This window comes from Pseudopedobacter saltans DSM 12145 (genome assembly GCF_000190735.1).
Classification (GTDB): Bacteria; Bacteroidota; Bacteroidia; order Sphingobacteriales; family Sphingobacteriaceae; genus Pseudopedobacter; species Pseudopedobacter saltans.
Genome location: NC_015177.1, coordinates 4,021,223 through 4,033,919, shown reverse-complemented (window position 1 = coordinate 4,033,919; position 12,697 = coordinate 4,021,223). Strand labels below are relative to the sequence as shown.

The 12,697-nt window shown below is 36.6% G+C and carries 11 protein-coding genes; 6 read left to right on the top strand and 5 right to left on the bottom strand.

Translation table 11 applies throughout. From position 1 onward, the window contains the following. Nucleotides 1-4 precede the first annotated feature (4 nt). The 5 genes from PEDSA_RS17025 to PEDSA_RS17005 form a co-directional block, all read right to left on the bottom strand. Complete coding sequence (locus PEDSA_RS17025) at nt 5-904, bottom strand: SMP-30/gluconolactonase/LRE family protein (protein ID WP_013634404.1); 900 nt, start codon at nt 902-904, stop codon at nt 5-7. 3 nt (nt 905-907) lie between these two features. Then, nucleotides 908-1,621: a 2-phosphosulfolactate phosphatase gene (locus PEDSA_RS17020; RefSeq protein ID WP_013634403.1), complete on the bottom strand. Its 714-nt coding sequence runs from the start codon at nt 1,619-1,621 to the stop codon at nt 908-910. 63 nt (nt 1,622-1,684) lie between these two features. After that, complete coding sequence (gene gcvT / locus PEDSA_RS17015; protein ID WP_013634402.1) at nt 1,685-2,767, bottom strand: glycine cleavage system aminomethyltransferase GcvT; 1,083 nt, start codon at nt 2,765-2,767, stop codon at nt 1,685-1,687. 56 nt (nt 2,768-2,823) lie between these two features. Then, nucleotides 2,824-4,026, bottom strand: coding sequence for a glycosyltransferase family 4 protein (locus PEDSA_RS17010; protein ID WP_013634401.1), 1,203 nt, complete (start codon nt 4,024-4,026; stop codon nt 2,824-2,826). Between the two features lie 9 nt (nt 4,027-4,035). Further along, complete coding sequence (locus PEDSA_RS17005; RefSeq protein ID WP_013634400.1) at nt 4,036-4,632, bottom strand: ribonuclease HII; 597 nt, start codon at nt 4,630-4,632, stop codon at nt 4,036-4,038. A gap of 284 nt (nt 4,633-4,916) precedes the next feature. Between PEDSA_RS17005 and PEDSA_RS17000 the strand changes: the two genes are divergently transcribed. From PEDSA_RS17000 to PEDSA_RS16975, 6 genes are all read left to right on the top strand, one after another. Further along, nucleotides 4,917-6,371, top strand: a complete 1,455-nt coding sequence (locus PEDSA_RS17000) for an oligosaccharide flippase family protein (protein ID WP_013634399.1) — start codon at nt 4,917-4,919, stop codon at nt 6,369-6,371. A 123-nt stretch (nt 6,372-6,494) separates the two neighbouring features. Next, a complete protein-coding gene (locus PEDSA_RS16995; protein WP_013634398.1) occupies nt 6,495-7,757 on the top strand; it encodes a PepSY-associated TM helix domain-containing protein in 1,263 nt (420 codons plus the stop codon). Beyond that, nucleotides 7,754-8,470 carry a DUF4198 domain-containing protein gene (locus PEDSA_RS16990; protein ID WP_013634397.1) on the top strand — a complete coding sequence of 239 codons (717 nt, stop codon included), beginning with the start codon at nt 7,754-7,756 and terminating at the stop codon, nt 8,468-8,470. Before PEDSA_RS16995 ends, PEDSA_RS16990 begins: the two co-directional genes overlap by 4 nt. Before the next feature lie 173 nt (nt 8,471-8,643). Beyond that, complete coding sequence (locus PEDSA_RS16985) at nt 8,644-11,001, top strand: TonB-dependent receptor (protein ID WP_013634396.1); 2,358 nt, start codon at nt 8,644-8,646, stop codon at nt 10,999-11,001. 13 nt (nt 11,002-11,014) lie between these two features. Further along, nucleotides 11,015-12,259: a DUF4374 domain-containing protein gene (locus PEDSA_RS16980; RefSeq protein ID WP_013634395.1), complete on the top strand. Its 1,245-nt coding sequence runs from the start codon at nt 11,015-11,017 to the stop codon at nt 12,257-12,259. Nucleotides 12,260-12,319: 60 nt separating this feature from the next. Next, nucleotides 12,320-12,631 carry a DUF6686 family protein gene (locus PEDSA_RS16975; protein WP_013634394.1) on the top strand — a complete coding sequence of 104 codons (312 nt, stop codon included), beginning with the start codon at nt 12,320-12,322 and terminating at the stop codon, nt 12,629-12,631. The last annotated feature ends 66 nt before the right edge of the window (nt 12,632-12,697 follow it).

Below are 12,697 nucleotides of genomic sequence, written 5' to 3'. Positions count from 1 at the left end.
AGGATTATTTTAATCCTGTCACCCGCATATCCAATAGGTAAATACCTTCTCCGGCAGTAATAAATAGCTTGTCTCTATTTTTACCGTAAAAACTCAGATTAGTTGTTTTAGGTTCGGGAACCGGAATGTAACTGATCTGCTTGCCATTTTTATCAAATACAACGACATCTTTTCCTGTGGTATATACATTTCCTTCGTTATCGATAGTCATACCATCAGAACCTTTATTAACAAAAAGCTCTCTTGGAGACAAATTTCCATTTGGAAGTATCGTGTATTTATAAGTTTTGTTGTTCCCTATGTCTGCCACATACAAGATATTCTCTTGGGGAAATCCTACAATACCGTTTGGTCTTACAAAATTGGAATCCAGCAAAACAGCCTCATCAGCATCCTTATAGAGTACATATAATCCCTTTACTGGTAGAGCATCCTGAGTTCGTGTCCAATAATTTCTTTTGTAATAAGGATCTGTAAAATAGATATCTCCTTGTTTACTGACCCACACATCATTAGGTCCGTTGAAAAGCTTCCCTTCTATTTGATCTAACAGAACCGTTTTTTGCTTGTTTTTACGGATAGACCAAAGTTGATTTTGTTCATCGGCACAAGCTAAAAGATTTCCTTTAGTATCAAAAAACATCCCATTCGACCTGCCTGCATCCTCCATGAATAAACTCAGTTTTCCATGGATATCATATTGCCAGATTCTATTATTCGGTTGGTCTGTAAAATAAACATTTCCCTTTTTGTCGACTGCAGGACCTTCGGTAAAAGAAAATGTTCGCGAAATAAGTTGTGGTTTGGCACCTTCACGTACGACAGAAGAAACCTGCGCCTGGCTTAATCCAACTTGTAAAATCAGAATTCCCATAAGGGCCAGTCTCTTCCAAAATCGTATCATAAATTACATTTTAACCAATTTATCATTAACCAAAACGGGAATTGCATCGGTTAAATTATGATTTAAACAGAATTTAATATCTTCCTGCAGGTTCAATCGCTGCATACGTTTTCCGTGTGACGCTTTTGAAGTGTATCCTGCCAAGTCTTCTTTTGCCTGCAAATACAAATCTTCAGCTGCATAGGCAGCATCATCAAGTTCAAATCCGTCTAAGCCCAACTGAGTTACTACTGCCCCTGCAAATAATGTATCTTCTAAGTTGAAACGGTTTTTCCAGCCCGCACACAGTAAAAGAATATCCTTATCCTGATTTCTGAGGTAGTTACAAATAGCATCCAGATTGATAAAAGATCCTACGATAACCTGATGCGCTCTTTTCCTGGATTCGTCGATGGCGTAGGTACCATTTGTAGTAGTCAAAACAATAGTTTTTCCTTTTACTTTCTCTTCGGTATAGGCAAATGGCGAATTTCCAAAATCAAACCCCTCCACTACTTGTCCATCGCGTTCGGCTGCCAACAAGCAGTTTTGATCTTTATAACTTAAACATTCTTCAACTTTAGCTACCGGAATAATTGCTTCTGCTCCGTTAGCAATACCATAACAGATAGAGCTTGTGGCCCTAAAAATATCTATTACTACAACGATTGAATTCTCGATATTATAAAGTGGCAGCAAAACAGGTGTTAAGCAAACCTCTAAATTTCTTTTTTGCATGTATTAAAAAGTAAAAATTCAAGAGTGAAAATTCAAAACAGCATTGTTAAACTGTTTCCCAGGCTATCCTTTATAGAAAGGGGTCTTAACAACTTTCGCTTTTATTTTTTTGTCTCTGATTTTAATATATATATCTGAATCTGCTTTAGCAAAGGCTTTAGAAACATATCCTAAACCTATCGCTTTTTGCAAAGACGGGGATTGTGTTCCCGATGTTACGACTCCTATAGTTTGATCATGCTCATCTACAATTTCATAACCATGGCGTGGAATTCCTCTCTCTACCATTTCGAAACCAACCAATTTTCTTTCGACTCCCTGCTCTTTCCTTACCTTTAAAGATTCTGAATTTACAAAATCCTTAGTGAACTTGGTTACCCAGCCTAAACCTGCTTCTATCGGACAAGTCGTTTCATCAATATCATTTCCGTACAGACAAAAACCCATTTCCAATCTTAGCGTATCTCTTGCCCCTAATCCGATAGGTTGAATTCCGTATGGCTTTCCTGCCTCAAAGATGGTATCCCAAATTGTTTCTGAATGCACAGCATCGAAATAAATTTCGAAACCACCCGCTCCTGTATAACCTGTTGCAGATATTAACACATTAGGAATACCCGCAAAAACTCCTTTTTTAAAGGTGTAATATTCCATATTCTCTAATTCGATATCTGTCAACGATGCCAATGCCTTTGCTGCATTTGGTCCTTGCACAGCCAACAAAGAAGTCCTGTCAGAAATATCAATGAGTTCTACACCTTCTGTATTATGTTTTTGTATCCAGTCCCAATCTTTTTCAATATTAGAAGCGTTAACAACCAGCATGTATGTTTTCTCGTCAATACGATAAACCAACAGATCGTCTATTACTCCTCCATTTTCATTTGGAAAATAAGAATACTGAATTTTGCCATCGAATAGTTTGGAAGCATCGTTAGCACTGATTTTTTGAATCAAATCAAGAGCTTTTTCTCCCTTAAGAATAAATTCTCCCATATGGCTCACATCAAAAACTCCTACACTACTTCTAACTACTTCATGTTCGGCATTGATTCCGGCATATTGTACAGGCATATTAAAACCGGCAAAAGGAACCATTTTAGCACCTAAAGCAATATGCTTATCGGTTAACGCGGTATTCTTCATTTCTGCTATAAGATTATGAAAATTAAATCTGCCGCGAAATTAAGAAAAAATCGGCCCTATTTAGCACAAAGTTTTTGATAGGTCAGAAGCATCCTTTTACTCTCCTTTTCAATATCGTGATGCTGCTGCACTAAAAGTCGGGCTTGTTTACCAATTCTGGATATCAATGTCTTATCGGTAAAGCAACGTAATATTTGTTTATAAAAATCGTCGGCCCGGTCTGCTATCAGTATATTTTTATCGTGTTGATACTTTATTCCCTCCGCTGCTATCGAAGTAGCTATCACACATTTTCCTAATGCCATAGCTTCTATAATCTTAACTCGCATCCCGCTTCCCGAGAATAACGGAACAACAAAAACATGTTGTTTTGATATAAACTCCAGCGCGTCATCCACCTCTCCCTCCATAACATAATTCTGAAAATCCCGATGTGTGAATCGAGCTGGCATATTTTTACCTGCTAAATGAAATTTAATGCCGCTAGTGAGCTTCTGAATTTGCGGCCAAACCTGTTCTAGAAACCAACTTAAACCTTCCACATTAGGCCGCCAGTCCATAGACCCGATATAACCAATACTTTTGTGTGGTGTAAGCTTATGTATCCCTGCATATTGGCTTAAATTTAATGCTACGGGAAAACTCGTTAATACGGAGGTACAACCGATACTCTTAAAAAAATGTTCGTCCAGATGGCTAATTGCAAACAGTGCGTCGAATTTGTTGATTATATTGGTCTCATACTCCCTCAATCTCTTGCTCAACAAATTCAGGTACAGTTTTTTAGGAGTCATTCCTTCTTTTAAGGCTAATCTTTTCCATATTTTAAACTCAATATTATGGGAGCGGTAAACAACCTTTGCGTTACTGTTGTTCCTTACGGTTTCCAGATAAGGAGTTACCTGCAAACCTTCAAACTGAACAATATCAAAATCGTTTTCTCTTAATATCTTTGCCAGCATACCTGCACATCCTTCACTGTAGAAACGAATTATATTGTAAGATTTTGAGGTAAATAAGTTGAAAAAGGCGTCTTTGACTTTTACTTTATCATCGACACCATATTTATAGAATTTTATCTTTTTTATCAGTTCATCCTGTATCGAACTGGAAAAAACATAGTGCTTCGCAGTATTTAAACTAAATAATGTGACCTCGCATCCCAGACTCAACAATTCCTGTATGGTATTATATACCACAATAGCGTATCCCCCATGAGGAGGGAATGGAATCCTGTTACTGAGAAGCAAAACTCTCATATTCTATTACTAAAAGATAGTCAACTGCGGGTCTGTTACTCTAAATGTTTTACGGTGATAAGTGCATATACCATGTTCTAAAATTGCCAATCGATGTTTAGTTGTGGGATAGCCTTTATTCTTGTTCCAATCATAAAGTGGGAATTCTTCATGCAAGGCATCCATATAGTCATCTCTATATGTCTTGGCAAGAATAGATGCCGCAGCAATAGAATAATATTTCCCGTCTCCTTTTATAACACACTGATGGCCAATATTGTTGTAACTTTTGAAACGATTTCCATCGATGATAATAAATTCTGGTCTGATTGTCAGTTTGTCGAGTGCCTTATGCATGGCAAGAAACGAGGCATTCAAAATATTAATCCTATCAATTTCCTCGTGGTCTACCGGCGCTACGGCAAAAGCTAGTGCTTTTTCTTCTATTTCTATTCTTAAGGCTTTACGATCTTTATCAGTTAATTGCTTAGAGTCAGTCAATAACGGATGGAAAAAATCCTTCGGTAAAATTACGGCTGCGGCAAACACGGGGCCTGCCAAACATCCTCTTCCTGCTTCATCGCATCCGGCTTCTATAAACTCCTCTTGATAAAATGGTAATAGCATATCTACGTTGTTGAATAGAGATATTTTTAAGAAAGTGATAGTTTAGGAAATTATTTCACAAATTCTTTTTACAATATATCTCGTCACTAATTTATGCAATGGATATCAAATTCCATACATTCCGCATAATTAAGGTAAAATTCGCTTATTTATTGCTTTTGCTTTTAAAAAAATCAATTTAGGATAGTAATTATCACGTTAAAGCAAATACTTTTTCAACAAAAGCGTTATTTCTTTGAAATATTAGCCTTTGCTTTTTACCTTTATCGCTCAACAAGAATAATATGTCCAAAAAATTTGCAGGTCAAGTTTCTCTTCTTGTTCTGATTAACTTGTTTGTCAAACTCGTTTGGGTATTGGGCATTGAAAGAAACATTCAACTTAGTGTAGGCTTCAATGATTACGGTGCATATTATACATTATTGAGCTTTTCGCTGATATTGAGCATCATATCAGACCCCGGATTAAGTAATTACCTGATACGGCACCTTTCCCAAAATGGAATTTCCAGCAATACAAATTCAGAGTTATTATTCTTAAAAATTGTCCTATCGCTCATTTATCTGGGTAGCACTTGCGGCTTGGGTATCGCTTTAGGCTATAAGCATGATTATTTTCAATTGCTATTAGTACTTGCACTATATCAGGTAGCCTGGCAATTCTTAACCTATTTAAGAGGATTTTTAAAAGGTTTGCACCTATTTAATGCAGAAATATTTTTTTCTGTTTTAGACAAGGTCTTATTGTTTTTACTGTTTATACCGCTTCTTATTTATGACCTGGATCTGTCAAGAAGCATTTTTTTCTTTGCTTACAGTCAGCTTATTGCAGTAGTCATTTCGATTATCGGGTGCTCTATTTTTCTTAGAATAAAGAGGGTATCAGTTTTCAGAATCGGAAAAATTAGATTAAACTTTTCTTTGCTAAAAGAGGTTTGGCCATTTACTTTATTTGCTTTTCTGGTACTGATTTACAACAAAATAGATGTTGTTATGCTGGAACAGATTTTAGGAAAAGAAATGGGAAAGGAGGAAGCCGGAGTTTATGCCGCGGCGAACAGGCTGCTCGATGCATCGAACATGATTTGCGTATTGTTTACATCTTTGTTCTTTCCCACGATCAGTAAGTTAATTTCTAATAACAAAAAAATAGATAAAATCGTTAGCAGCAGCTTTGGTATTCTTATCAGTTTTACTATTGTTATTGCGCTTAGCAGCTGGTTTTACAGACGAGATTTAATGGTTTTATTGTATGGTTCTGAAAGTAATAAATACGTTAGCGGTATTTTTGCCGTGTTAATGCTAAATTCTCCTCTTTTGGCACTTTATCATATATATAGTTCGGTTCTGATTGCCAATAATAATCTTAAGCAACTTAATATCATTTCGGCACTTTGCGTTGGTATAAACATCCTTTTAAATTTATTCCTGATTCCACAATACAGAGCATTTGGAGCAACTATCAGCTCGGTTATAACTTTAGCGCTCGTTACTTTCTTATACTCTATTTTTTACTATAGACACTTCAAAGTAAAGTTCAATTTAAAGTCTAACGTTAAAGTTATTTTACTTGTCACTACCCTTTTTATCGCCAATAATCTACTAGAAAAAACAAATATTCATTGGGGATTTAGCATGACTATTTTTATGATTATTGGGTTTTCTACAAGTTATTTTAGCCGGTTAATGAATGTAAAAAGACTATTTTCTTTTATTAATCAAAACCAAAACAACCAATAAAACAACTAAATACCAGACAATTACAAGAACAATCGCTATTATTTAGAATTATTATAAATAAAATTTGCACAACAAAAAAGATACATTACTTTTGCATTGTTTATAATTAGTCTAAATAATAATATGGGTTTTAACAAAATAAATAACTGGTTACATCTTTGGTTAGGACTTATCTCCGGCATAATTGTATTTATTGTTTGCATTACAGGTTGTATCTGGGTATTTAACGAGGAGATAACTCTTCTTCTTGAACCGGAAACCCGAATAGAAAAGCAGGATAAGCCTGTATTGTCGCCATCCGAGATTAAGAAAATTGCAAATCAGGAATTTCCGGATCTGAAAGTCAGTTATGTAACCTATCAACAGGGAGTCGCTGCAAGTGTTGGCCTTGGCGAACGAAGAAAAGGTGGCGCTACTCTAAAAATAAATCCTTATAACGGAGAAATCATTTCCAAAAAGCTAAAACAAGATGGAGAGACTGATTTTTTCCGATTCATTCTGAATGGACATCGCTTCTTATGGCTGCCCTACGAAATCGGACGCCCTATAGTTAACTACGCGACCTTAGTATTTGTTGTCCTTTTGATTACCGGATTAATCTGGTGGTATCCAAAAAAATGGAACAAAAGCGCCAGAGACAAAAGCTTTAAAATTAAATGGGGCGCTTCTTTTAAAAGAGTTAATCTGGATCTTCATAATGTATTGGGATTCTATTCCTTATTGTTCCTGCTTGTTATAGCCCTTACCGGAATGGTGTGGGGAATAAAATGGTACAGCGAAGGTCTTTACTGGGCAACTTCAGGAGGCAAGCAATTACCAGGAAGAGATCGTTTGGTTTCTGACTCTACGCAATTGAACAAACATTACACACCAGATCAAGCTATTGATCTCGCTTTTCAAAAAGTGATTTCGGAGAATCCAAAAGCTAACGGGTTTTACTATTCTTTCCCCGATACTTCCAGAGCAAAATCCACTATTGGGATTTATATATATCCCAATAAAGGGCAGTTCTATAACTCGAAGCGGTACAATTTCGATCAGCACACTTTAAAACCTCTCGAAGGCGATGAAGTGTATGGCGTTGATTTTGAAGACGCTGAATTTGGTGCCAAACTGAGAAGAATGAATTATGATTTGCATGTAGGGAGCATATTAGGCTTTCCCGGAAAGGTTTTAGCTTTTCTTGTTACACTTATTGGAGCTTCTTTGCCCATTACCGGATTTTTAATCTGGTGGGGACGTAAGTTCGGAAAGAAAAAGAAAGGGCAAAATAAAAAAAAGAAGGTTACCAATAAACATGAAACTTTTCAAGCACAAATAGACAAAGAACTCGACCAAGCAATATCGGTTCTTCAGATTGACAATAAAAACAACCAAACTATATGAAATCTATAAAACTATTTCTATTAAGTATCTGCCTGTTAATGGTATCTGATTACACTTTTGCCCATGCATTATGGATAGAAACGAATACTATCGGTAAAGTAGGCCAAAGTCATGAAGTAAAAGTTTATTATGGCGAATATGTGAATAATGAAAGGGAAACAACAGACAAATGGTATTCTGATGTAAAAAACTTCAATCTCTATCTAACATCTCCAGGAAAAGAGAGTATAAAACTGGAAACTATAGCTGGTAAAGACTTCTACAAAGCCAGTTTCATTCCCGAGCAAGACGGAATATATCATTTAACAATTGTACATACTGCCAAAGATTTAGGAGGAACTACTAAATATGAGTTCTCTTCTTTAGCAAACGTATCCGTAGGAAAACCCAACATGATTGATACCGGTACAATTGCTAACAGTTTAAAAATCTCAACAGCCAATGTAAAGCATTTTAAGGTAAATGAAGATATAAAAGTGAACGCCTCATTAAATGGTGAGGTGCTGAAAAATAAAGTCATTTCGGTTTTCTCTCCTTCCGGATGGGCAAAAGAATATGTAACAGACGAGGATGGGAATATTACGATAAAACCTATTTGGTCTGGAAGATATGTAATAGAAGTAAGTAATCGCGAGAAAGTATCGGGCTTGCATCATGGCAAAGATTTTACTGCGGCATGGCAGGGTGCAACTTCAACATTCGAAGTAAAATAAAATATTAAGTCCTGCTTACCCAACTCGGTCGGTTTGAGTTAAGGGTAACGCAGGCACTAATTGCTTAGCTGATGGGAACGGCAATTCTCGTCAATAACAAAGACCGTACAGCGGCAACTGTACGGTCAATCCCCTCGGTGAGAGGGTAACTTCTAACGTTCAATTAAAAGTAAATGCAAATTAGAAAATTTTTGCTTATTGGGGCGGTATTGCTCTTCAGTTTATTCAAATCCTTTGCCCAAACGGCATTCATCTCCATCACAGGAAAGATCACAGATGATAGTGGCGAAATACTACCGGGTGCTTTGATTAAGATTTTGGGAACCAACATCAGTTCGACTTCTGATGGAAATGGTCTTTATATCCTAAAAAATGTTCCGCCTTCTGGCAAACAGGCAATCCAGGTTTCTTCGGTTGGCATGAAATCTCAAACTAAAGAACTTGCTATTAAAGGGACACAAAATCTTAATGTCAATTTTAACCTTACGCCAAATGTCCAGCAAATGGAAACCGTATCGGTAATCGGTCGCTCCCATGTACAGGAAACAAACAGACAGGCTTATAATGTAACAGCAATTGATGCGAAGAAACTATACAATTCTACATTGGATATTTCCGGGGCTTTAGACAGAGTTGCAGGCGTAAGGGTAAGAGAATCGGGAGGTGTTGGTTCAAACTTCAACCTTTCTTTAAATGGATTCTCAGGAGATCATATAAAATATTTTATTGATGGAATCCCGATGGACAACTTCGGTTCGTCTTTTCAGATCAACAATATTCCAATAAATCTGGCCGACAGAGTTGAAGTTTATAAAGGCGTTGTACCCGTATGGCTTGGATCTGATGCTTTAGGCGGAGCGATAAACATTATTACAGCAGACCATTATCGGAATTTTATTGATGTTTCTTATTCCTACGGTTCGTTCAATACACACAGAAGTGTTATAAATGCAGGTATAATCTCCAAAAAAGGATTCACTTTCCAGATAAATGCTTTTCAGAACTATTCGGACAATAACTATAAAGTGACTCTTCAGCCATCAAACATCTATACGGGTGCCTTTGAACAACTGGCTACTTTAAAAAGATTTCATGACACATACCATAACGAAACGCTCATTACAAACATTGGCGTTGTTAATAAAAAGTATGCAGATAAATTACTTTTTGGTTTAACACTGGGCGAAAACTATAAGGAAATACAAACAGGAGCTCGTATGCAAACCGTTTTCGGTGGTTGGCATAGAAGAGGTAATATCCTAATGCCCAGTTTAAAATATAAAAAAGAAAACCTGATAAAAGGTTTGGATATTACTTTAAATGCAAACTACAACCTTGGCTATGAAAAGAATATAGACACCATGAATGTCAGGTTCGACTGGTACGGAAACATGAAAGCTCATGGATCCAGCGGAGAAAGCTCCAGAAGTTTGTATAAATATAAAAACAATAATGGGTTGGCTACAGCAATGGCAAACTATAAGATCAACGACAAACAGTCTCTGGCCTTAAGCAACTCATTCAATACGTTTAACAGAAAAGGTAATGATTTATTAAATCCTGCTAATGATTTAAATGAACCTATCAAAAAAACACATAAAAACATTCTGGGGCTGGGTTATAGCTATGCCTTAGATAATCAATATAGTATCAATGTATTTGGTAAATATCTTTCTCAGATTGTTATCAATGGAAATAGTAATAATAAAGGAAATACCGAACGATTCGGATATGGAACAGCAATAACATATTTCATAAATCCCGAATTGCAATTAAAAGCTTCCTATGAGTTAACTAATAAAATGCCTGAAGCCTTTGAAATTTTCGGAGATATGGAAAGTGTAGAAGGTAATCCCGGTTTAAAACCCGAATCGAGCAATAATATAAATGTAGGTTTCATTTACGGATTTGACATCAACAAGACTAACAGATTTTCGGTAACGGCAAATGGTATTTACCGAAATGCCACAGACTATATCTATAGACGGCTGAACAATAATCAATCGAAGCTTGTTGCCGATAATCGTGATGGAGTACGCACTTTCGGCGGAGATGCGGAAGTAAGATACTCCTACAAGGAATGGCTTTCCACCGGTTTAAGCGCTACCTACCAGTTTATACAAAACATGCAAAAGCGCGAACCTGGTTATACGATCGTAAGCCCTTTATACAAAGATCAGATGCCAAATATTCCTTACCTATTTGGTAATGCGGACGTTTCTTTTTCACTGCACAACATTGGAAAACAAGGCAACCACTTAAATATTGGCTATAATCTTTTGTATGTACATGCTTTCTGGCTGTATTGGCCTAGCATGGGGGAAACGAGCGCTACAGCAGAGAAGAAACAAATCCCTAAGCAGCTTTCGAATGATGTAAATCTGGTTTATAGTATGCTTAACGGGCGCTATAATATCGGACTTGAGGCGAGGAATATTACCGATGCCTTACTTTATGACAATTTCAGCTTACAGAAGCCAAGCCGGGGCTTCTATCTAAACTTCAGATATTTTATTAATAAACAACAATAAATCAATAATAACAATGAAAACTAAAATTACAAAAGCACTTGTGGTGATGGCTACAGCCACAGCTTTTACTGCTTGCAAAAAGGAAAATAGTTCTAATGTCACTCGTGGCGAATACATTGTAACAGTAACCCCTGTTGCATCAACCGGCGTGGCCGATTATCTTATTAACGTACCCAGTTTAGACAACGGTTCTGCATCAACTTTTGGAAATGGATTGGAGCAAGACGGTACCTACCGCTACTATTTAACACATAAGGGAAAATTCTTCAGTATGTTATATGGTCAGGGAAACCCGGGAGCTGTAACCGCTTATAAAAATGTGGACGGTCGATTAAACAAATTGACAAACTTTCAAACAGAAACCGTTCAGGCTTTTGCTGCAGTTAATGATGATATTTTATTAACAAAAGTACCCAGAACGATAAACACTTCGGGAAGTACTTTATACACGTATTATCAGGTAAGCACCAATAGTTTACAAATTACAAAGGAAGGTACCTTAGATGCTTTAGCTCCGGCAAAAAACGGAGAAATTGCGCATTTCAGCTGGTTACAGCAGGTAGGCAATAAAGTTTATGCTCCTTTTTTCCCTATAAAGAACAGCAGCTTTGATTCTGATTTCCACGATCAGGCGTGGATTGCGGTATATACCTATCCGGAAATGCAATTGGAAAAAACCATTCATGATGATCGTACCAGTTTCATAGGCAGATATTTCACCAATGGTTTGGGCGTTGTAGAAAACGGAGATGTTTATGCTTTCTCTACTTCTGTTGCTACTACTTCTGACAAAGTGGATGAAAAAAGCGTAAAAAGATTCACAGATACCAAACCATCTGCCATTACTCGTATAAAAAATGGCACAGATATGTTTGACGACTATTATCTTGATTTTGAACAGGCATCTAATGGTTATGTTATTACGAACTGGTTATACATTGGTAATAATAAATTCATCGCCAATATTCAGGCTAAAGCCGAAAAAGGACCTTACAATACTGGCAAAGAATTGGCCGTTTTAGATGTTTCCGCTAAAACTGTAAACAAAATAAGCGGATTACCTGCCTTAGGAGAAATTAAAAGCTTAACGTCTACTAATTATACACCTAAAGATGGGAATACGGCTTATATCGGTGTTAATTTAACAAGCGGTATTGGTTATATCTATAAAATAGATGCAAATAACAAGACAGCAATTCCGGGATTGCAGATCGAAGGAGGTACAATTACAGCTGTACAATATTTAAAAAACAACTAATCTCTGTTTATCAAACCTATGTCGGTAGGTTGCCGGCATAGGTTCTTATATTCATACGCCATGTGTCCAACAATCTTGCTCAGTCAAAAAGATCAAACGGTTATCAGTTATTGTCCGGAGTGCAAAAGGACTTATATCTGGCATAAAAGCCTGATGTTAACTTTTGAAAGTAAACAATTCAAATCTTTTAACGATTACACGAAAAACGATAATCATACTTTTTTGGCTTTTCCTGATGGAGAAGAAAGAATCTTGATTGCGACACAACATTCTCAGGTTAATCTTATCTTTTCCGATGATGAATGGGCCTATTTCTTAACAGCACTTGAAGAAGCCGAATATATGCAGGAGGTTTATCAGTTTTTATATTAATCAGGAACACCCTTAATACTTATAGCTTCTACACAGAAAAATGGAAGAGGAAGATCTTACATCTTA

Coding starts and splice junctions, on each gene's coding strand:
- PEDSA_RS17005 (WP_013634400.1), bottom strand. CDS start 4,632: ATGCTATTACCATTTTATCAAGAGGAGTTTATAGAAGCCGGATGCGAT.
- PEDSA_RS16975 (WP_013634394.1), top strand. CDS start 12,320: ATGTGTCCAACAATCTTGCTCAGTCAAAAAGATCAAACGGTTATCAGT.
- PEDSA_RS17000 (WP_013634399.1), top strand. CDS start 4,917: ATGTCCAAAAAATTTGCAGGTCAAGTTTCTCTTCTTGTTCTGATTAAC.
- gcvT (WP_013634402.1), bottom strand. CDS start 2,767: ATGAAGAATACCGCGTTAACCGATAAGCATATTGCTTTAGGTGCTAAA.
- PEDSA_RS16980 (WP_013634395.1), top strand. CDS start 11,015: ATGAAAACTAAAATTACAAAAGCACTTGTGGTGATGGCTACAGCCACA.
- PEDSA_RS17025 (WP_013634404.1), bottom strand. CDS start 904: ATGATACGATTTTGGAAGAGACTGGCCCTTATGGGAATTCTGATTTTA.
- PEDSA_RS16995 (WP_013634398.1), top strand. CDS start 6,495: ATGGGTTTTAACAAAATAAATAACTGGTTACATCTTTGGTTAGGACTT.
- PEDSA_RS16990 (WP_013634397.1), top strand. CDS start 7,754: ATGAAATCTATAAAACTATTTCTATTAAGTATCTGCCTGTTAATGGTA.
- PEDSA_RS17010 (WP_013634401.1), bottom strand. CDS start 4,026: ATGAGAGTTTTGCTTCTCAGTAACAGGATTCCATTCCCTCCTCATGGG.
- PEDSA_RS17020 (WP_013634403.1), bottom strand. CDS start 1,621: ATGCAAAAAAGAAATTTAGAGGTTTGCTTAACACCTGTTTTGCTGCCA.
- PEDSA_RS16985 (WP_013634396.1), top strand. CDS start 8,644: ATGCAAATTAGAAAATTTTTGCTTATTGGGGCGGTATTGCTCTTCAGT.